Genomic DNA, 19,638 nt, shown 5'->3' with positions numbered 1-19,638 from the left:
CGGCGGGCAGGGCCTCAGGCCCTGCACCCAACTGTTGTGCGCTCTTCAATCGGGTGCAGGCCTCAGGCCTGCCCGCCGGAGGCCCTTAAATTCAGCTTCTAAATCAACGCCTCACCAGCCACACGCGCCGAAATCAGATCGAGCTGATCGAGCGAGGCAAAGCGCAGCGTCACCGAGCCCGAGTCGACCGTCGACATAGTGATCGACACCGGCACGCCAATGGCGTCCGCCAATTGATTTTCGAGCGCAATGACGTTGGCGTCCATTTCGGCATCGCGCGACTTGGTGCGTGGTGCGCGCGCCGTGCCGGCAGCGGGCTGGCTGGCGCTGGCAAGCGCTTCGGTGGCGCGCACGGACAGGCCTTCGGCGATGATGCGATTGGCGAGGCCGACCGGGTCGGGCGCACTGACCAACGCGCGGGCGTGGCCCATGGTCAGTTTGCGTTCGATGACCATCGCGCGCACGGCTTCGGGCAAGTCGAGCAGGCGCAGCAGGTTGGCGACATGGCTACGCGCCTTGCCGACCAGTTTGGCGAGTGCTTCCTGGGTGTGGCCAAAGTCGCGCATCAGCCGCGCGAAGCCTTCAGCTTCTTCGATGGCGTTGAGGTCGACGCGCTGGATGTTTTCGATCAGCGCGATTTCGAACGCCGCGCTGTCATCAAGCTCACGCACCACCACCGGCACTTCATGGAGTTGTGCGGCCTGCGCTGCGCGCCAGCGGCGTTCGCCGGCGACGACTTCGTAGCGCCCACCGGGCAGCGGCCGCACCAGGATTGGCTGCAACAGCCCGCGTTCGCGCACCGATGCGACGAGTTCATCCATCGCCGCCGCATCGAACTGGCGCCGCGGCTGCTGCGGATTGGCGACGATCTGTGCCAGCGGCAAGCGCGTCGGTGCGGCCGTCGTGCCGCGGTCGGCGGTGCTGCTGCTGACTTCATCGAGCAGCGCCGAAAGCCCGCGGCCGAGGCCAGATTGTCTTTTCTTTTCAATCATTTCAATTCCACCCCAAGTCCAAGTCGTCAGGCCGCGCGGCGTGTTGCCGGCGGTGTTTGCCGTGCCAAAAGTTCGCGGGCCAGCGCCATATAGGCGACTGATCCTGAGCATTTCATGTCGTAGAGCAGCGCCGGCAGGCCGTGGCTCGGCGCTTCGGACAGCCGCACATTGCGCGGGATTGTCGTTTCGAAAACCTGCGTCCCCATCACGGCGCGCACGTCTTTCGACACGGCATCTGACAGCCGGTTACGGCGATCGACCATCGTCAATACGACCCCGAGAACCGTCAGTTTCGGGTTCGGGCCTGACCGCACCAGTTCAACGGTACCGAGCAGTTGGCTAAGCCCCTCGAGCGCAAAGAATTCGCACTGTAGCGGCACCAGCAGCGAGTTTGCCGCAACCAACGCGTTGAGCGTCAGCATACCGAGAGACGGCGGACAATCAATCAGCGTAAAATCGGGCGCCGGCATGGCGTCAATCGCGGTCTTGAGGCGGTGCAAACGCTGCTCGACACCCACAAGCTCGACTTCAGCGCCCGACAGATCCACCGTCGACGGCACTACCGACAGTCCCGGCACGCGCGTCGCCACCATCGCCTCGGCCAGCGTCGCATCACCCAGCAACACGTCATAGACCGAGGTCTCGCGCGTGCGCCGGTCGATGCCCAGCCCTGTAGAGGCGTTACCCTGCGGATCGAGATCGATCAGCACAACACTGTGCCCGACCGCAGCGAGCGCCGTCGCCAGGTTGATCGCCGTGGTCGTCTTGCCCACCCCGCCCTTCTGGTTGGCGATGGCAATGCATGTCGGCTTGTGCGTCATACGGCCTTCCTTCTCACTCTACCGGCGATCACGATCTTGCCGCGCGGGTCGGAACGACTCGGCACCAGATCAACGTCGAAGTTGTACTTTAGACGCGCCGCGGCAATTTCGTCGCTGGCTGCTTCGCCCTTTGGCAGCACCCATAGGGTTCTCGGCGTCGCAAAGCGCAGCCCCCATTCAAAAAGCTGGCTTAGGTTCGCCAACGCGCGCGCACTGATGACATCAGCGGCCATCGGCGCCAGTGCTTCGACGCGCTTGTTGTGAATCGTCACGCCTTCCAAACCCAGTGCGTCGCGCACCGCTTCAAGGAAGCGGCACTTTTTCGCTGTCGATTCAACGAGGTGAACGTTGGGTGCGCCAAGCAACGAAACCACCAGCGCCGGAAAGCCGGCCCCGCTGCCAAGGTCGATCCACGGCCCGGAACGGCCCGCACCCAGCGTATAAAGCTGCGCTGAATCGGCGAAATGGCGCCCCCAGATATCGTGCAGCGTCGACGGCCCGACAAGATTCATCCGGGACTGCCAGTCAATCAGCATGTCCGCGTAGAGATCAAACTTCGCCAATGTTCCACGTGGAACATTGAATTCTGCTGCAAACGCGTCGCGGGTCGTCACGCGGCGCGACGTGCATAAGCGAGCAATGCCGTCAATGCACCGGCTGTAACGCCGGCCACGCGACTGGCCGCGCCGATGGTAGCCGGCTGGGCGCGCGACAGCCGTTCAACCATTTCAGCAGATAGTCCTGCAATCTCGCCGTAGCGCAAATCGGTTGGCAAGATCAGCGATTCATCACGGCGGAATGCCGCAACATCATCGTTTTGACGTTCCAAATAGACCGCGTAGCGCGCATCGGTTTCAACACTTGCGCCAATTGCCGGGTCAATTTCAGCCAGTTCTGGCCAGATGTTGATCGCCTTGGCCCAATCAACAACTGGAAAACGCATCCACTCGAAGGCGCTGCGTCGTACTCCATCCTGACTGACTGTAACGCCATGGCGCGCCAGGTGGGCCGGCGTCGCGCCGAGGGTCGTCGCCATCGTGCGAGCAAAATCCATTGCCTGCTGGCGCGCCTCGAAAACCTCGCGCCGCTCGGTACCGACCAGCCCCAATCCCAATCCAAGTGGAGTCAGCCGCAGATCGGCATTATCCGCACGGAGACTGAGCCGATACTCGGCCCGCGAGGTAAACATGCGATACGGCTCGCTGACGCCCTGCGTCGTCAGATCATCAATCATCACACCGAGATACGACGTCGAGCGATCGAAATGCATTTCGGCACTACCGCCGGCGAAACGCGCCGCATTGATGCCCGCGACCAAACCTTGCGCGCCGGCCTCTTCATAGCCGGTTGTCCCGTTGATCTGCCCCGCTAGCCACAAGCCCCTTACACTCGACAATGCGAGGCCGGGGGTGAGGCAACGCGGGTCAATATGATCATATTCTATCGCATAGCCCGGACGCAGGATCTCGACGCGCTCCAGGCCGGGAATTGTGACCAGCATGGCGCGCTGCACATCGAACGGCAGTGATGTCGATATCCCATTGGGATAAATCGAAAAATCATCGACACCTTCCGGCTCGAGAAATATCTGGTGCCCGTCCCGGTCGCCAAAACGTGACACCTTGTCCTCGATTGACGGACAGTAGCGCGGTCCGGATCCCGTGATGTTGCCCGCGTGAATCGCCGAAGATGCCAGATTGGCGCGAACCACGTCATGCGTCGCTTGCGTTGTCCGCGTAACAGCGCAGGGCAACTGCGGCTGCTGGATCTGTGTTGTCAGCGCTGAAAACGGCACCGGATCGTCGTCGCCGAATTGCCACTCCAGCGCGGCCCAATCAATCGTTCGGCCGTCGAGTCGCGCCGGTGTGCCGGTCTTCAGACGCCCCATGGGCAAGCCGCGCGCGCGCAAATCCGCTGCGAGCGACCGCGACGCAGGCGCGCCAACACGACCGCCGTCAGACTGCTGGTCGCCAATATGCATCTTGCCTGCGAGGAATGTGCCGGTTGTCAGCACAACCGCCGGCGCATGAATTTCGCCGGCCGAGGTCATAACCCCTGTCACGTTGGCCGCATCACCCAGCAAAGATTCGACACTGGCGCAAATGACATCGAGATTTGGCTGCGCTGCAATCGCTGCGACCATGGCCTGGCGATAAAGCTTGCGGTCGACTTGCGCGCGCGGCCCTTGTACCGCCGGACCCTTGCGGCGATTGAGCAAACGAAACTGAACCCCGGCAGCGTCGGCAACGCGTCCCATCAGGCCGTCGAGTGCGTCAATCTCGCGTACCAGATGCCCCTTCCCGAGCCCCCCAATCGCCGGGTTGCAGGAAAGGGTGCCAAGGTCCTCGATACGCAATGTCACGAGCGCGGTCCGCGCGCCAAGGCGCGCAGCAGCAGCCGCAGCTTCGCAACCGGCGTGGCCTCCGCCGACGACAATGACGTCATAGTTGAGCATGGCCTAGACGATACAGCCGCGGCCTTGCATGAGTCAAAATGTTCCACGTGGAACATCCGGGCGAAGACAATCGACAAGAGCGCGGAGTCTTATCTAAGATATTGATATTATAGGCAATAATTGCCTTCTGGCTTGTAGACGCGCGGCTTTCGCGGTCATTTTCCGATGCAGAAGCGCCCGAATATAGCGTCGAGTACATCCTCGACCCCGACGGTGCCGGTGATCCGGCCGAGTGCCCGTGATGCCAATCGCAGCGATTCGGCGCGGAGTACCAAATCGTCGGTGGCCATTGCCGCATCAATATCATCAAGCGCAGCCGCCAGCGCCTGACGGTGCCTCAGCTGCGTTACCAGTACCGCTTCACCCGGCCGTACCGCCGTCCGGACCCAGTCTTCGAGCCAGACTTCAAATGCGGCAATACCAGCACCCGTAGTCGCCGAGACTTGAATGACGCCGTCGTAGACGCCCGCTGTCAGGCCGCTGCGGTCGATCTTGTTGATGACCACCTGCCCGAGCGGTGTCTCTGGTGGCGCTATCGCGATATGCAGGACCAAATCGGCCTGCGCTGCGCGAGCACGCGCGCGGCGTATGCCCTCAACCTCGACCGGGTCATTTGTGTCGCGCAGGCCAGCGGTGTCGATCAGCGTCACGCCAACCCCTGCGATGACCAGAGGCAGCTCGATCAAATCGCGGGTCGTGCCGGCGTGCTCGGACACAATGGCGGCATCACGTCTTGACAACGTATTGATTAAACTCGATTTTCCGACGTTAGGCTCGCCGACCACAGCAATGGCCAGCCCGTCCCGCAGCCGCATCCCGCGCCCGGCATCGTCCAGCGTGGCGGCGATGTCAGCGCGCAGCCGGGCAATCGCTGCGACCGCCTTGGCAGTGCTCGCCAGCCCGGCCTCGACATCATCTTCAGCCTCGGCGAAGTCGAGCCAGGCCTCGGCCTCGGCGCGCAACGCAATGATCGCCTCGCGCCAGCCCTCGACCTTGTCGCGCAGCCGCCCGCCAGCCTGGTCGAGTGCCAGCAGCCGCTGCGCCTCGGTCTCGGCATTGATGAGGTCGGCAAGGCCTTCCGACTGGCTGAGGTCGAAGCGGCCATTGTCGAAGCCGCGCCGGGTGAACTCACCCGGCTCGGCAAGACGCAAACCCGGGAGTGCGCCCAGCACCCGCAACATCGCCGCGACGACGGCAGGACCACCATGCAGATGAAGCTCGACGACGTCCTCCCCGGTGGCGCTGGCGGGACCGACAAAGCGCAGCACCATAGCGCGGTCGAGGATGCTGCTGTCGCTGGGATCGCGCAGTGTCCGCAGCGCCGCCTGGCGTGGCGGCGGCAGCGTCGTGGTCAGTGCGGCCAGCGCCGCCGTCGCCTGCGCACCAGAAATGCGCACCAAAGCTACGCCGGCGGGCGGTCTGCCCGACGAAAGTGCGTAGATCGTGTCTTCATGCCGGGGCGCCAATGCCGTCGCCGCAGCTCAGCTCTTTGTCTTGCCGGCACCGCCGAGGAAGACACTGCGCCACTTTTCGAAACCGTCGGCCATGCCGGGCAACCAGTTGCGCGCCAGCCGCTCGAAATCGGCGGGCGTCAGCCCCTCGGTGATGAAGCCGCGCATGCGTTCGAGATAAAGCTCGTGCAGTGGCTCGAGGTCGGGCAGGCCCATCAGGGTGCGCGCCTCCTGCGGTGTGCAATCAATATCGAAGGTGATCTTCATGGCGGCCGTGCTCCTGGATGCGGCGCTCAGTCTAACGGTCGCGCCGCGGATCGCCAAGTGACGACACACCGGTGGCAGCAGGCGCGCGAAATGTGCCATAAAGCGGCTATCCCGACCGCACGCAGTGGAGACGCATAATGGGCGCATTTACCCAACTCGACGCACTTGATGGCAGTGGCAGTTTCAAGGCCTATGAGGCCGGCAGCGGCACCGCCGGCATCGTGGTCATCCAGGATATTTTCGGCATCAACGCCGGCATCCGCGCGATGGTCGAAAACTGGGCGGCACTGGGTTATCACGCGATTGCACCCGACCTGTTCTGGCGCCAGGAACATGGCATCGAACTCGACGCCGATGTGCCCGCGGAGTTCCAACGCGCACTCGGCCATATGGAGCGTTTCGACGGCACCAAAGCGGTCGCCGACATTGAGGCGGCGATCGAATTGCTGCGCAGCAAAGGCTGCAGCAAAGTCGGCGTCATCGGCTATTGCCTCGGCGGCTTCCTCGCCTATCTGTGCGCGACGCGGACCGACAGCGATGCCAGCATCGGCTATTACGGCGTCAGCATCGATACCCGGCTCGATGAGCAACACGCCATCGGCAAGCCGTTGATGCTTCACATCGCCACGGCAGACGGCTTCGTGCCGGCAGCATCACAAGCGGCGATTCATGCAGCACTGGATGGCAACCGCCACGTAACCATCCACGACTATGACGCCGATCACGCCTTCGCGCGCCACAGTGGCAGTTCACGTGTGCCGGCACTCGCCGAAATCGCCGATGCGCGGTCGCGCGACTTTTTCGCAGCACATCTGCGGTGATCGTTCGCGCCGCGCAGGCACGGGACGTGCCGGCGATCCTCGACATCGTCAACGACGCAATACTGAACAGCACCGCGCTGTTCGAATATGAACCGCGCACGCTCGACGAGCAGGCTGGCTGGCTGGCTGAACGCAACGCCGGCGGCTGGCCGGTGCTGGTTGCCGATGTCGATGGCGATACAATCGGCTTCGCCAGCTACGGGCCGTTTCGCGCCCGCCCGGCGTATGCCGCAACGGTCGAGCATTCGGTTTATGTTGCGCAGCATGACCGCAGCAAAGGTGTCGGTCGCGCGCTGATGCTGGCGCTGATTGCTGCAGCCAAAGCCGATGGCCGGCATGTCATGGTCGGCGGTATCGACGGCTCGAATGACGCCAGCATTGCCTTTCATGCAGCGCTGGGCTTTGTCGAAACCGGCCGCATGCCGGAAGTCGGCTGGAAGTTCGAACGCTGGCTCGATCTGGTATTCATGCAACTGACTCTGAAGGACTGAACATGGCACAGGCGATACGATTTGACGCGATTGGTGGCCCCGAAGTGCTGCGGCTAGTGGATGTAGAAGTCGGCGATCCGGGCCCCGGTGAAATCCGCCTGCGCCAGACCGTCGCGGGGCTCAACTATATCGACACCTATCACCGCACCGGCCTGTATCCGATGCCGTTGCCGAGCGGCATCGGACTGGAAGGTGCGGGGGTTGTCGAAGCCGTCGGCGCAGGCGTCGATACCCTGCGCGTCGGCGACCGCGTCGGCTATTGCTGGGGCCCGATTGGCGGCTATGCCACGCACCGACTGATCGCTGCCGACCGCGTCGTCAAACTGCCCGACGGTGTATTGGATGAAGTTGCCGCCGCCGTCCTGCTCAAGGGCTGCACCACCGAGTTCCTCGTCGAACGCTGCGGCAAGGTCGAAGCAGGGCAGACGGTGCTGGTGCAAGCGGCCGCCGGCGGCGTCGGGTTGCTGCTGGTGCAATGGCTCAAGCACATCGGCGCCCGCGTCATCGGCACCGCGAGCAGCGACGCCAAGGCCGCACTGGCCACCGCCGCCGGCGCCGATGCGATGATCGTCTACAGCCGCGACGCGGTGGCGTCACGCGTCCGCGAACTTACCGACGGCCGCGGCGTCGACGTCGTGTTCGACGGCGTCGGCAAATCGACGTTCGAAGGCTCGCTCGACTCGCTCAAACGCCGTGGGCTGCTCGCCAGCTTCGGTAACGCCAGCGGGCCTGTCGGCGCAGTCGACTTCGCCATCCTGGCGCGCAAGGGCTCGCTGTTTGCGACACGCCCGACGCTGTTCGATTACTACACCAACCGCGACGAGATCGAACGCTACGCCGGGCGCGTGCTCGACCTGGTGGCGCGCGGAGTGCTCGATGTACGGATCGACCAGCGTTACGCGCTCGGCGACGCCGCGCAGGCGCACCGTGACCTTGAGGCGCGGGCGACCACGGGGTCGACGCTTTTGATGTGTTAGAAAAGGGCCTCCGGCGGGCAGGCCAGAGGCCTGCACCCTTTTTGAATTCGGGTGCAGGGCCTGAGGCCCTGCCCGCCGGAGGCTTTACTTAACCGAACAACGGCGCGACGTGCGGTGCGACCTCGTGCCAGCCTTCCCAGATCATCTTGATCGCCACCCAGACGATCACCGCCAGCCCGACATAGGCGATCCAGCGGTAGCGTTCGATGTATTGCGCGATGATGTTGGCGGCGAGGCCCATCAGCGCCACCGACAACAGCAGCCCGGCGACCATGATGCCGGGATGGTCGCGCGCCGCGCCTGCGACCGCGAGCACATTGTCGAGACTCATCGAGACGTCGGCGAGTGCGACCGACCAGGCAGCTGCGGCAAAGCTCTTGGGTGACTTCAACGGTGCGGCATCGCCGACACCCATGTCGAAATCCTCGACCGGACTGTCGCCGGCGATGATTCCCTCATGGCGCAGTTCGCGCCACATGCGCCACGCCACCCACATGAGCAGCAAACCGCCGGCGAGGATCAGCCCGACGACCTGCAGCAACCAGCTCACCGCCAGCGCAAAGATGATGCGGAGCACCAGCGCGGCGGCGATGCCGATCATGATGACCTTCTTGCGCTGCGCCGGCGGCAGCCCGGCGGCCAATGCGCCGACGACAATCGCATTGTCGCCGGCTAGCACCACGTCGATCAGCACCACCTGCCCGAAAGCAGCCAGCGCGGCAGGCGTGAACAGTGAAGCGAAATCCATGGCTGCTGCTGTCGCCCAAGCCGCGCGGTCGCGCAAGCCCCGGCAGTGTCGCTAGCCGATTTAGAGCCTGTCGCAGCGCGGTGTGCGCCGTGTGGTGCAAGCGAGCGGCATGCTTGACGGGGTTGCCGCATGCTGTTGATAGTTCGCCCAACAACAATCAATCGGGGAAATGATCGTGGCCCATCGCAGTCCGCGCGAGCTTATCGAACTGTATTGGGCGGAGGTCTGGAACAATCGCAACGCCGACATGATCCGCGAGCTTTGCGCCGATCCGATCATCCGTCACGACCCCGGCAGCACCACCGAATTGTCACTGGAAGACCAGATCGCGCGCGTGCGCCAGCAGAGCGCGTCTTCCGAACCCTATTTCGAACATGAAGTGCTGCTGGCCGACGACGAATATGTCACTTCGGTCTGGAACATGCACACGCGCAAGGGCGACCGCATCGAGCTTTGCGGTATCGAAGTCTTCAAGGCTGTCGACGGCAAGTTCACCGATTGCTGGAACTCGAGCTATGTCGCCGGCCGCTGGGGCCGCAAAGGCGACGCATCGGTGGCGAGCCACTACGCCGAGCCGCCGATGATTTCGCGCCTTGATCAGGTCACACCCGAATGGCTGCAGGCGGTGTTCCACCACGCCGGCGTCACGGTACCTCGGATTTCGATCACCGGATCGGTGCCTATCGGCCATGGCTTTCTGTCGATCACCGGCCGCACCGCCATCACCTACAACGCCAATGCCGAAAAGGCGGTACGATCGGTGGTATGCAAACTGACCTCGACCACTGCCGGCGTGGCGGATATCGCAGCGGCGCAGAGCGTCTATCAACGTGAGGCGGCGGTTTACGCCTTCTTGGGCGCCGAGCCGCCACTGGCGACACCGCGCTGCTATTGGAGCAACGCCGGCGCCGATGGCCGCACGCTCAATCTGGTGCTGCAGGACCTCACCGGCCAGACCCGCGCCGTCGATCAGGTCAGTGGCTGCACCCGCGCCGAGGCGCGCGCGGTGGGTGCAGAGCTCGCCAAGCTGCACGCGGCCTATTGGCAGCATTCCGACCTGGCCGCGGCGAGCTGGTTGTTCGACCGCAAGAACAGTGCTGCACAGGCAGCCGAGACGCAGCTTGCCGCGGCACCGGTGTTCCGCGAACGCTTCGCGGGACGGATTGCGCCGGCGTGCCTCGATGCGATCGATCATTTTGCGGTGCACGCCGAAAGCATCGTGCGCGAGCTTCCCGACGGGGCGACGCTGATCCATGGTGAACCCCGCGTCGATAACGTACTGTTCGAGGACCTGACCGACGGGCACCGCGCCTGGCTGATCGACTGGCAGTTTGCCGACTATGGCAGCCCGATGTTCGACCTCGCCTATTTCCTTGCCGGCTCGGTCTCACCCGAAGACCGCCGCGCGATCGAGGACGATCTCATCGCCGCGCACCAGGCGATCATCGCGCGTGTCGATCCCGGCTATTCGCTCGACCGGGCTCGCGCCGAATTCAAGGCGTGCCTGCCCATCGCGCTGCACTTTTCAGCCGGCGCGGTGCTGGCCGTACCCGCCGGCGACGCCGAGGATCGCCTGCTGATGACGCTGGTCGAACGCAACGTCGCCGCACTGACCGACTGGCAGTGCTTCAGGCCGTGATCGCGCTACCGCGTCACTTGCCGCCGGCGTAGGCCTTTACCAGGTCGTACAGATAGTCGCGGCCTTCGTAGACCGATTTGACACGGATGCGCTCGTTCAGGCCGTGCGCGCCGTTGCCGTCCAGGTCGCCGAACACGCCGGGGACGCCATAGGTCGGGATGCCGGTCAGAAAGATGGCATCGGTGGCGCCCGTCGACATTACCGGCAGCATCGGCACGCCGGGGAAATATTTGGCCGCAAGCGTCTTCGCCGGGTCGACGATCTTCGGGTCCAGCTTGGGTTCGGTCGCGACCGGCCGCGTTGTAGCTTCGGGAGTGATGCTGACCTTCGGATCATTGATGACCCGCGCCAGTTCCGCCTGAACGCTAGCCTTGGTTTCACCGGGGATGATGCGGCAGTTGATGTTGGCACGGGCGCGCTGCGGCAGCGCGTTGTTGGCGTGACCGGCATCGAGCAAAGTTGCGACACACGTCGTGCGCAGCATCGAATGGAAACTCGGGTCCTTCGACACGATGGCATTCGCCGCCGCATCATTCGGGTTGGCGAGCAATGCCGTCATCGCGGCACCGGTTTCACCGCCAAGAATCTTGCTCATACCGCCGAAGAAGCCGCGCGTGGTCGGCGTGAAGGTCACCGGGAATTCATGCTCGCCGACCTTGGTCACCGCTGCCGCCAAACGGTAGATGGCGTTTTCGGGCACGGGGCGCGAGCTGTGGCCGCCCGGGTTAGTGACTTCGAGCCAGTAATTCTGCACGTCCTTTTCACCGACCTGCATCGCCAGCAGCACCGGACGACCGCTCGCATCGAGCATGCCGCCGCCGCCCTCATTTAGGGCGAATTCGGCCGCGATCAGGTCGGGGCGGTTGGTCGCCAGCCACTGCGCGCCGTTGAAGGCGCTGGTGGTTTCCTCGCCGCAGGTGAGCGCCAATTTGATGCTGCGCGCCGGCTTGTAGCCACTCTGCTTGTAGCGGATCAGCGAGTCGGTCCAGATCGCTGCCTGGGCTTTATCGTCGGTGGCGCCGCGCGCATAGAAATAGCCACCTTCCTCAACCAGCGTGAACGGGTCGCGCGTCCAGTCTGCACGCTTGGCTTCGACGACATCGATATGCGCGAGCAGCAGCATTGGCTTGGCGTGCGGATCGCTGCCGCGCAGCACCGCTACCAGCCCACCCTCTTTGGGTTTTTCGGAGGTCGAATAGTAAGTGATGTCGGCGTCGCTGAATCCGGCCGCCTTAAGTCGCGCGCCCATCTTCGCCGCCGCATCGGTGCAGCTGCCCGATGACAGCGTCGTGTTGGTTTCGACCAGCTCCTTGTAGAGCTCGCGGAATGCTGCCTGATCGGGGCGGATCGGCTGCGCGGTCGCCGGTGCGGCGATCAACGCGGCAAGCAGCAGGGCTTTGAAGGTCATTGCGTATCCTTGGTTGCGGCATAGGCCTGGATAAGGTCGAACAGATAGTCGCGCTGCGCATACAGCCCGGCGACGCTGACGTGCTCGTTGAGCCCGTGCATGCCGCTGTCTTCGGCGAGGAAGGCACCGGGCACGCCGTAGGTCGGCACGCCGGCACCGGTCAGGAAGCGGCCGTCGGTGGCGCCGGTCAGCATCATCGGCAGCACCGGCACGCCGGGGAAATGCTTGGCCGCGATATGTTTGGCGGTGCCAAACACCAGCGGCGTCAACGGCGGTGGCGGCGGTGTCGGGTTGACCGGCGGCACCGCGGTGACCGTCACGCCGGTGCTGCCCATTGCCTTGACCAACTGTGCCTGCACATTCGCCGCCGGATCGCCGGGGAACATCCGGCAATTGACGTTGGCGCTGGCGCGCTGCGGCAGTGCGTTGATGGCATGGCCGCCCTCGGTCAGCGTCGCGACGCAGGTCGTGCGCAGCATCGAATGCCAGGCGGCGTTCTTCGAGACGATGGCGTCTGCGGCCACATCCTGCGGGTTGGCGAGCAGCGCGGTCATCGCCTTGCCGGTGTCGCCGCCGACGATCCCCGCCATTGCGCCGAAATAGCCGCGCGTGGTGTCGTTGAACATCACCGGGAACTGGTAATCCGCGAGCCCGACCAGCCCGCGCGACAGGTCATAAATGGCGTTATCGGGGCGCGGCATGCTGCTGTGGCCGCCGGGGTTGGTCGCTTCGAGCCGGAAGTTCTGCGAGACCTTTTCGCCGGCCTGGAAGCCCAGCGTCTGCGGCTTGCCCTGCGCGTCGAGCGTGCCGCTGCCACCTTCGTTGAGCGCGAACGCGGCGTTCAGCCAGTCGCGGTGGTTGTCGATCAGCCAGCGGATATTGTTGATGCGCGCGCCGCTTTCCTCGCCGCAGGTCAGCACCAGCTTGATCGTGCGCAACGGTGGTTTCTTGGCCTTCAAGCGCGCCATCGAGTCGGTGAAGATCGCCGCCTGGCTTTTGTCATCGATGCTGCCGCGGCCATAGAAATAGCCGTTCTCCTCGATCAGCACGAACGGGTCGCGCGTCCAGTCCTCGCGCTTGGCCTCGACGACATCGAGATGCGCGAGAAGGATGATTGCCGCCGCTTTGGGGTCACTGCCGGGTAGCGTCGCGATCAGCCCACCGTCGAGCGGAAATCCCGGCGGCACGAAGACATTGAGGTCGGCATCGGCAAACCCTGCAGTCTTCAGGTGCGCCGCCATGCGCTGCGCCGCCAGCGTGCAGCTGCCGGTGCTGTGCGTCGTGTTGGTCTCGACCAGCTCCTTGTAGAGCGCGCGGAACTGCGCCTGATCGGGGCGCGGCGTTTGCGCCGCTACGGGCAGCGCCAGTGCCGCTGCGAACAGCGCGGTACCTAGAAGCTTCAACATTGTGTTCCCCTCGAACCCAATCACGGCGCCGCCGCATAAGCGACGATCAGGTCATACAAATAGTCGCGCTCGGCATAGAGGCCAGCGACCGACTTGCGTTCGTTAAGGCCGTGGACGCCGTTGCCGTCGGGGTCGGAAAACCGCCCCGGCACGCCGTAGGTCGGGATGCCATCGGCGTTGAGGAAGCGTCCATCGGTGGCGCCGGTCGACATCGCAGGCAGCAATGGCACGCCGGGGAAGTGCTTGGCAGCGATCGTCTTGGCGGTGCCATAGACCAACGGCGTCAGCGGCGGTGGCGGCGGCGTCGGGCTGATTTCGCCGGTCGGCTTGACCGTCATCGACGCATCGGCAGCAGCCTTGACCAGCTGTGCGCGGACGTTCTCGATCGGGTCGCCGGGGAACATCCGGCAATTGATGTTGGCGCCGGCGCGCTGCGGCAGCGCGTTCTTGGCGTGACCGCCATCGAGCTCAGTCGCAACGCAGGTGGTGCGCAGCATCGAATGGAAAGTCGGGTCCTTCGACACGATGGCATTGGCCGCCGCGTCGTTGGGGTTGGCGAGCAGCGCCGTCATCGCAGCGCCGGTTTCGCCGCCGGTCAGCTTGGCGGTCTCGGTGAAATAGGCGCGCGTCGTGTCGTTGAACTGCACCGGAAATTCATATTGGCCGATCCGCACCAGCGCCGCGGCGAGTTCGTAAATGGCGTTGTCGGGGCGCGGCCGGCTGCTGTGTCCACCGGGATTGGTCGCCTCGATGCGGAAGTCCTGATAGACTTTTTCGCCAGCCTGCATGCCGAGCGAGACATGCTTGCCTTCCTTGTTGCGGATGCCGACGCTGCCTTCGTTCAACGCGAAATCGGCGGCGATCCAGTCCTTGTGGTTCTTGACCAGCCACTCGGCGCCGTTGAACGCGCCGCCGGTTTCCTCGCCGCAGGTCAGCGCCAACTTGAGCGTGCGGTGCGGCGGCTTGCCGGCCTTGAGGCGCGCCATCGTGTCGGTAAAGATCGCCGCCTGCGCCTTGTCGTCGGACGCGCCGCGCGCATAGAACCAGCCATTCTCCTCGACCAGCACGAACGGGTCGCGCGTCCAGTCGGCGCGGTTGGCCTCGACGACATCAAGGTGGGCGAGCAGCAGGATCGCGCCGGCCTTGGGGTCGCTGCCCGGCAGCACCGCGACGAGGCCGCCTTCCTTGGGGTTGGTCGGCACGCTGAAGACGTTGAGTTCGCTGTCCTTGAAGCCGGCGGTCTTGAGATGCGCCGCCATGCGCTGCGCCGCGAGCGTGCAGCTGCCGGCCGACAGCGTCGTGTTGGTTTCGACGAGTTCCTTGTAGAGCGCGCGGAACTGGGTCTGGTCGGGGCGCAACGTTTGCGCCTGGGTTTGGGCGGCGAGCAACGTGGCGATGACGGCGCCGAAGGCGCGCGCGACTGGTGACATTGGGTACCCCTTAGTGGCCGCTTTGTGCGGGTTTATGGGGGTATCCTAGGGGTTATGTGCGGCGATGCAATGTTGATTTGGCGGGGTGGGTTTGGGGCGCGGCAAAGCCGCGCCGCGGGTACGCGGGGTGTTTGCCGGAATGGGGTGAGAAGGCAGGTAGGAAGTAAGGAAGAGCGTGGCCAAGCCACGCCGTCGGCCGAGTTCGGGCGGCAAGTGCGCCGCCCGCCTCGCCGGCCGGACGGGCGCGAGTCACGCCCCAAGTCGAAATTAGCGAAGCGCAAATTTCACCTTGGTGCGCGCCGCGCCTCGTCAGTGATTCATCGCATCATAAAAGTCTTCGTTGCTCTTCGAGTCCTTCATCTTGTCGAGCAGGAACTCCATCGCATCGATCGTGCCCATCTGCATCAGTATGCGGCGCAGCACCCACATCTTCGACAGCACGTTCTTGTCGACGAGCAATTCTTCCTTGCGGGTGCCCGACTTGCCGATATCGATCGCCGGGAAGACGCGCTTGTCGGCGATCTTGCGGTCGAGGACGATTTCGCTGTTACCGGTGCCCTTGAACTCTTCGAAGATGACTTCATCCATGCGGCTGCCGGTGTCGATCAGCGCGGTGGCGATAATCGAAAGCGAACCGCCTTCTTCGATGTTGCGCGCCGCGCCGAAGAAGCGCTTCGGGCGCTGAAGTGCGTTGGCGTCGACACCGCCGGTCAGCACCTTGCCCGAACTCGGCACCACGGTGTTGTAGGCGCGTGCCAGGCGGGTGATTGAGTCGAGCAGGATCACCACGTCGCGCTTGTGCTCGACGAGCCGCTTGGCCTTTTCGATGACCATTTCGGCGACCTGGACGTGGCGCTGCGCGGGTTCGTCGAACGTCGAACTGATGACTTCGCCGACCACCGAACGCTGCATGTCGGTGACTTCTTCGGGGCGCTCGTCGATCAGCAGCACTATCAGGTAAACTTCGGGGTGATTGTGGCTGATCGCCTTGGCGATGTTCTGCAGCAGCACGGTCTTGCCGACGCGCGGCGGCGCCACGATCAGCGCGCGCTGGCCCTTGCCCTGCGGGCTGACGATGTCGATGACGCGCGCGCTCTTGTCCTTGATCGTCGGATCAAGCGTGTCGAGGCGCAGCTTTTCATCCGGGTACAGCGGCGTCAGGTTGTCGAAATTGACGCGGTGGCGGACAACATCAGGGTCGTCGAAGTTGATCGCAATCAGCTTGGTCAGCGCGAAATAACGCTCGCCGTCCTTGGGCGCGCGGATCTCGCCTTCGATGGTGTCGCCGGTGCGCATGCCGAATTTGCGGACCTGCACGGGCGCCACGTAAATGTCGTCGGGGCCGGCGAGATAGTTCGATTCCGCCGAACGCAGGAAGCCGAAGCCGTCGGGCATGACCTCGATCGTGCCGCTGCCCATGATAAGCGTGCCGTTATCGGCCAACGCCTTGAGAATCGAGAATAAAATGTCCTGCTTGCGCAGGGTGGAAGCGTTTTCGACGCCGAGTTCTTCGGCCATGGCCACCAGTTCGGCGGGAGTTTTGCGCTTCAAATCGCTAAGATGCATGTGGGTCTGGTCTCGTCAGATGCCCGGGCGCTTTCGTCTATGGGGAATAGCGATGGCCGGGGGAGCGAGCCGCCAGGATGGCGGCGCTACGGTCGCGATAGGCGCGAAGATGGGAGGCGTCAAGGGCCTCCGACGGGCAGGGGCTTGCCCCTGCACCCATTTGTTTGGGTGGGTGCGGGGCACAGGGGCCCCGCACCCATTCAATCAGGCAACAGCAACGCGGCGGCGGCGGAGCGCACCACCGATCATGCCGAAGCCGCCAATCATCATCGCCCAGCTTGCTGGTTCGGGAACCGCGGTCAGCAGATAACCGTGCTCGAATCCATCGGGCGCCAGCCCGAAGCCGACGATATCACCGCTATCGTTGATGGCCTGCGGCGCGCCGGCAGCAAAGCTCCAACCAGTGAAATTGACGATCAACGACGTCAAATCATAGGCGGTGTAGCTGGTACCATCGAAATCCCACAGCGTGTGGATCTGCGCAATCTGATCGCCATTATCATCAAACTGCTGCGCAAAACCGACAACCGTACCCGCACTGTTGATCCCGCGAGCGTTATCGACTTCGTTGTTGGGGTTGGTGAACATCGGCAGCAGATAAGACGCCGTCGGCGACCAGACCGTACCGTGAAAGCCCAGCGTACCACTTGTTTGGCCGGCGACCCAACCCGCTTCGCTGATCGCACGAATGCGCGCCTGCGACTGGCCGACAGGATTGGCCAGTGCCGAAGCGACTCCACCGTTCCAGATCACGCCTTGAGTGCGATTGGTGCTGGTCCTGTACATGCCGGCAACCTGACCGGCATCATTGAGCGCAACTGCAATGCTGTTGACTGATCCAGCCACGCCCGACAGCGTGGTTCCGGTACCACCCGTCCAAACCGTAGCCTTCTGACTTCCGACGAAATTTGACATTAGCGGCAAATTGCCTTCGATGCCGCCATTGGAACCACTGTCCAGCACATAGCCGACAGCGATGCCGCTGTTGTTGACATCGAGCGCGCCCGCGGCTGCAAAGCCGGCAACGTTGCCGAGCTGGGTGACCCCGCCGGTGGTCGCCAGCACGGCGCGATCGTCAAGACCGACACCCTGAACCGTCGCCGCGACGACACCGGCGTCATTGACGCCGCGCGTCACAAAATTGGTGCCGCCGCTTAGTGTCGGCAACACCGTCAAGCCACCATCCATCCGGTAACCGGTATTGGCGCCCTGTCCCGCGCCGGCTTCGCCCGCAATGACGCCACTGCTGCTGATGGCGCGTGCCACCGAGCTCTGGCTTCCAGCGGGAATTCCGAGGTCGACGATCTTGTAATGCTTCACGGCAAGCGCCGGCGCTGCGGACGCAAGCAAGGCAACCGCAACAGCAGCTATTGTAAACTGAATCTTCATATTTTCCCCCATTTTAACAACTGCTTGATTCGTAGTGCCAGCATGCGCGCCGTCAATCGGAAACTTGTGACAAATTAAATTAGCTTGGCTTGACCACCACCATGATAACGATGGCGATGATCAACAGCGCCGGCACTTCGTTGAGCATGCGCAGCCGGCGTTCGGCATAGGGTCGTAGTCCGCGCGCCAGTTTTTTTGACGTTGCGACGGCCCAATGGTCATAGCCGGTGAGCAGCACGACGAACCCAAACTTCGCCCACAGCCACGGATAGTCGAACCCCAGACTGCCGGCGAGGCAGAGCCCCAGTGCCCAGGTCAGGATGCTGGCGGGGTTGAGGATCATCCGGCGCAACAGCATTTCGCGCTTGATCCATTCGGCGTCTTCAGGCGATCCCGGCACAGTCGCGGTATGATGCACCAGATAGCGCGGCAGGATGAACAGCCCCGCCATCCAGAAAATCACGAAGATAACGTGAAACGCCTTAACCCATAGGTACGCGCCGCCCAACCAGCCAATCATCGGGTGCAGGCCCGGTCTTTGTCAGTGACTGGCCTGCCCGCCGGAGGCCCTTCAAGCATTCGCGCGCACCTGCGCGAGCAGCTGCTCGACATGCGCAATCGGCGTATCCTGCAAAATCCCATGACCGAGATTGAGGATATGCGGACGCTTGTCGAACGCCGCGCGGATCCGTGCGATATTTTCAGCAAGCGCACGACCGCCGGCGATCAGTGCCAGTGGATCAATATTGCCCTGCACCGGCAGCCCTGGCGGCAGGATCGCGTCCGCCCATGCCGGATCGACGGATTCGTCGAGCCCGACGGCATCAACGCCTGTTTGCGCGGCATAGGCGCCGAGCTTGGCGCCGGCGCCCTTGGGGAAGCCGATGACCGGGATTTGCGGGTGGCGGACCATCAGCCGGCCGACGATATCGGCAGTCGGGGCGATGACCCAGCGTTCGAATTCGGCGGGTGCGAGGCTGCCCGACCAGCTGTCGAACAACTGAACGACCTGCGCGCCAGCTTCAATCTGCCCCGACAGATAATCGACAGTGACCGCGACGATGCGGTCGATCAGCAACCGGAACGCCATCGGGTCGCGATAGGCCAGCCGCCGCGCGGCTTCCTGATCCTTGCTGCCGTGGCCGGCGACCATATAGGTTGCGACCGTCCACGGGCTGCCGGCAAAACCGATCAGCGCGGTTTCGGGCGACAGCGCGGCACGTACGCGGCGCACGGTCTCATAGATCGGCGCGAAATGGCGCGGTGCCGGCGTCAGTGCTTCGAAGCCGCCATCGAGCAGCGCCGGTTCGAGCTTGGGCCCTTCACCGACGCCGAAGCTCAGTGCCTGACCCATCGCATGCGGGACGATCAGAATGTCCGAAAACAGGATTGCCGCATCGACACCGAAGCGCCTGACCGGCTGCAGGGTAATTTCGGCGGCCGCCTCGCTGTCATAAACGAGATTGAGGAATCCGCCCTTTTCGGCGCGCAACGCCCGGTATTCGGGCAGATAGCGACCCGCCTGGCGCATCAGCCACACCGGCGGTGGATCGATGCGTTCGCCAGATAGCACGGCAAGCAGGGGAGACGGATTCTGGTTCATAGCTTTCCTCACCGCACACGCTGCCCGCCGTCAAGCCCCGAGCCGAGTCACCACCGCACCACTTCAATCTGATTCTAGAAATAGATTCTAGTGAAGGTTGTAGTGCTGTGGACAAAGCCCTGTCTTGTCCCATGCCCGATTCAACCCACAGTGAAAGCGTCGTTCAAATCGCGC

Annotated in this window: 17 protein-coding genes and 1 pseudogene; 4 read left to right on the top strand and 14 right to left on the bottom strand. The window is 63.7% G+C overall.

Annotation, left to right across the window (positions count from 1 at the left end):
- Positions 1-98: 98 nt before the first annotated feature.
- The 6 genes from EUV02_RS14890 to EUV02_RS14865 all read right to left on the bottom strand — a co-directional run bounded on the left by EUV02_RS14890 (position 99) and on the right by EUV02_RS14865 (position 5,986).
- Positions 99-992 carry a ParB/RepB/Spo0J family partition protein gene (locus EUV02_RS14890; RefSeq protein ID WP_135247098.1) on the bottom strand — a complete coding sequence of 298 codons (894 nt, stop codon included), beginning with the start codon at positions 990-992 and terminating at the stop codon, positions 99-101.
- Positions 993-1,018: 26 nt separating this feature from the next.
- Entirely contained in the window at positions 1,019-1,813 is a 795-nt protein-coding gene (locus EUV02_RS14885) for a ParA family protein (RefSeq protein WP_135247097.1), read from the bottom strand.
- Complete coding sequence (gene rsmG, locus EUV02_RS14880) at positions 1,810-2,427, bottom strand: 16S rRNA (guanine(527)-N(7))-methyltransferase RsmG (protein WP_135247096.1); 618 nt, start codon at positions 2,425-2,427, stop codon at positions 1,810-1,812. The genes EUV02_RS14885 and rsmG overlap by 4 nt, the downstream gene beginning before the upstream one ends.
- The gene (mnmG, locus tag EUV02_RS14875; protein WP_135247095.1) at positions 2,424-4,268 is read right to left on the bottom strand and encodes a tRNA uridine-5-carboxymethylaminomethyl(34) synthesis enzyme MnmG; all 1,845 of its coding nucleotides are present in this window, start codon (positions 4,266-4,268) and stop codon (positions 2,424-2,426) included. The genes rsmG and mnmG overlap by 4 nt, the downstream gene beginning before the upstream one ends.
- 155 nt (positions 4,269-4,423) lie before the next feature.
- The gene (gene mnmE, locus EUV02_RS14870) at positions 4,424-5,734 is read right to left on the bottom strand and encodes a tRNA uridine-5-carboxymethylaminomethyl(34) synthesis GTPase MnmE (protein ID WP_135247094.1); all 1,311 of its coding nucleotides are present in this window, start codon (positions 5,732-5,734) and stop codon (positions 4,424-4,426) included.
- 15 nt (positions 5,735-5,749) lie between these two features.
- Entirely contained in the window at positions 5,750-5,986 is a 237-nt protein-coding gene (locus tag EUV02_RS14865; RefSeq protein WP_135247093.1) for a DUF6489 family protein, read from the bottom strand.
- 137 nt (positions 5,987-6,123) lie between these two features.
- Here EUV02_RS14865 and EUV02_RS14860 point away from each other — a divergent pair, with 137 nt between their 5' ends.
- From EUV02_RS14860 to EUV02_RS14850, 3 genes are read left to right on the top strand one after another with little or no spacing between them, the layout of a single operon-like run.
- The gene (locus EUV02_RS14860; RefSeq protein ID WP_135247092.1) at positions 6,124-6,807 is read left to right on the top strand and encodes a dienelactone hydrolase family protein; all 684 of its coding nucleotides are present in this window, start codon (positions 6,124-6,126) and stop codon (positions 6,805-6,807) included.
- The gene (locus EUV02_RS14855; protein WP_135247091.1) at positions 6,804-7,298 is read left to right on the top strand and encodes a GNAT family N-acetyltransferase; all 495 of its coding nucleotides are present in this window, start codon (positions 6,804-6,806) and stop codon (positions 7,296-7,298) included. The genes EUV02_RS14860 and EUV02_RS14855 overlap by 4 nt, the downstream gene beginning before the upstream one ends.
- 2 nt (positions 7,299-7,300) lie before the next feature.
- Positions 7,301-8,275: a quinone oxidoreductase family protein gene (locus EUV02_RS14850; RefSeq protein WP_135247090.1), complete on the top strand. Its 975-nt coding sequence runs from the start codon at positions 7,301-7,303 to the stop codon at positions 8,273-8,275.
- Positions 8,276-8,363: 88 nt separating this feature from the next.
- Here the strand turns inward: EUV02_RS14850 and EUV02_RS14845 are convergent, their stop codons facing one another.
- The gene (locus EUV02_RS14845; RefSeq protein WP_135247089.1) at positions 8,364-9,023 is read right to left on the bottom strand and encodes a YjbE family putative metal transport protein; all 660 of its coding nucleotides are present in this window, start codon (positions 9,021-9,023) and stop codon (positions 8,364-8,366) included.
- A 175-nt stretch (positions 9,024-9,198) separates the two neighbouring features.
- Between EUV02_RS14845 and EUV02_RS14840 the strand changes: the two genes are divergently transcribed.
- Complete coding sequence (locus tag EUV02_RS14840) at positions 9,199-10,662, top strand: phosphotransferase (RefSeq protein WP_166430650.1); 1,464 nt, start codon at positions 9,199-9,201, stop codon at positions 10,660-10,662.
- 13 nt (positions 10,663-10,675) lie between these two features.
- Here the strand turns inward: EUV02_RS14840 and EUV02_RS14835 are convergent, their stop codons facing one another.
- The 7 genes and pseudogenes from EUV02_RS14835 to hemE form a co-directional block, all read right to left on the bottom strand.
- Positions 10,676-12,070, bottom strand: coding sequence for a M20/M25/M40 family metallo-hydrolase (locus EUV02_RS14835; protein ID WP_135247087.1), 1,395 nt, complete (start codon positions 12,068-12,070; stop codon positions 10,676-10,678).
- Positions 12,067-13,476, bottom strand: a complete 1,410-nt coding sequence (locus tag EUV02_RS14830) for a M20/M25/M40 family metallo-hydrolase (protein WP_135247086.1) — start codon at positions 13,474-13,476, stop codon at positions 12,067-12,069. Before EUV02_RS14830 ends, EUV02_RS14835 begins: the two co-directional genes overlap by 4 nt.
- Before the next feature lie 20 nt (positions 13,477-13,496).
- Positions 13,497-14,906, bottom strand: a complete 1,410-nt coding sequence (locus tag EUV02_RS14825; protein ID WP_135247085.1) for a M20/M25/M40 family metallo-hydrolase — start codon at positions 14,904-14,906, stop codon at positions 13,497-13,499.
- A 309-nt stretch (positions 14,907-15,215) separates the two neighbouring features.
- Positions 15,216-16,472, bottom strand: a complete 1,257-nt coding sequence (gene rho, locus EUV02_RS14820; RefSeq protein ID WP_135247084.1) for a transcription termination factor Rho — start codon at positions 16,470-16,472, stop codon at positions 15,216-15,218.
- 204 nt (positions 16,473-16,676) lie between these two features.
- Positions 16,677-16,769, bottom strand: a pseudogene (locus EUV02_RS16145) (PEPxxWA-CTERM sorting domain-containing protein); the annotation flags it as partial.
- A gap of 1,171 nt (positions 16,770-17,940) precedes the next feature.
- Entirely contained in the window at positions 17,941-18,381 is a 441-nt protein-coding gene (locus tag EUV02_RS14810) for a CopD family protein (RefSeq protein ID WP_135247083.1), read from the bottom strand.
- A gap of 51 nt (positions 18,382-18,432) precedes the next feature.
- Positions 18,433-19,464, bottom strand: a complete 1,032-nt coding sequence (hemE, locus tag EUV02_RS14805) for a uroporphyrinogen decarboxylase (protein WP_135247082.1) — start codon at positions 19,462-19,464, stop codon at positions 18,433-18,435.
- Between the last annotated feature and the right edge of the window lie 174 nt (positions 19,465-19,638).

It is taken from the genome of Glacieibacterium arshaanense (assembly GCF_004681125.1).
GTDB classification, from domain to species: domain Bacteria; phylum Pseudomonadota; class Alphaproteobacteria; order Sphingomonadales; family Sphingomonadaceae; genus Polymorphobacter_A; species Polymorphobacter_A arshaanense.
This window is presented reverse-complemented; position numbering and strand designations above follow the sequence as displayed.

Bases quoted from the DNA above. Each gene is read 5' to 3' on its own strand.
- EUV02_RS14865 (WP_135247093.1), bottom strand. From the start codon at position 5,986: ATGAAGATCACCTTCGATATTGATTGCACACCGCAGGAGGCGCGCACC.
- EUV02_RS14810 (WP_135247083.1), bottom strand. From the start codon at position 18,381: ATGATTGGCTGGTTGGGCGGCGCGTACCTATGGGTTAAGGCGTTTCAC.
- EUV02_RS14845 (WP_135247089.1), bottom strand. From the start codon at position 9,023: ATGGATTTCGCTTCACTGTTCACGCCTGCCGCGCTGGCTGCTTTCGGG.
- EUV02_RS14860 (WP_135247092.1), top strand. From the start codon at position 6,124: ATGGGCGCATTTACCCAACTCGACGCACTTGATGGCAGTGGCAGTTTC.
- mnmG (WP_135247095.1), bottom strand. From the start codon at position 4,268: ATGCTCAACTATGACGTCATTGTCGTCGGCGGAGGCCACGCCGGTTGC.
- EUV02_RS14830 (WP_135247086.1), bottom strand. From the start codon at position 13,476: ATGTTGAAGCTTCTAGGTACCGCGCTGTTCGCAGCGGCACTGGCGCTG.
- EUV02_RS14825 (WP_135247085.1), bottom strand. From the start codon at position 14,906: ATGTCACCAGTCGCGCGCGCCTTCGGCGCCGTCATCGCCACGTTGCTC.
- EUV02_RS14850 (WP_135247090.1), top strand. From the start codon at position 7,301: ATGGCACAGGCGATACGATTTGACGCGATTGGTGGCCCCGAAGTGCTG.
- hemE (WP_135247082.1), bottom strand. From the start codon at position 19,464: ATGAACCAGAATCCGTCTCCCCTGCTTGCCGTGCTATCTGGCGAACGC.
- rho (WP_135247084.1), bottom strand. From the start codon at position 16,472: ATGCATCTTAGCGATTTGAAGCGCAAAACTCCCGCCGAACTGGTGGCC.
- EUV02_RS14890 (WP_135247098.1), bottom strand. From the start codon at position 992: ATGATTGAAAAGAAAAGACAATCTGGCCTCGGCCGCGGGCTTTCGGCG.
- EUV02_RS14885 (WP_135247097.1), bottom strand. From the start codon at position 1,813: ATGACGCACAAGCCGACATGCATTGCCATCGCCAACCAGAAGGGCGGG.
- EUV02_RS14835 (WP_135247087.1), bottom strand. From the start codon at position 12,070: ATGACCTTCAAAGCCCTGCTGCTTGCCGCGTTGATCGCCGCACCGGCG.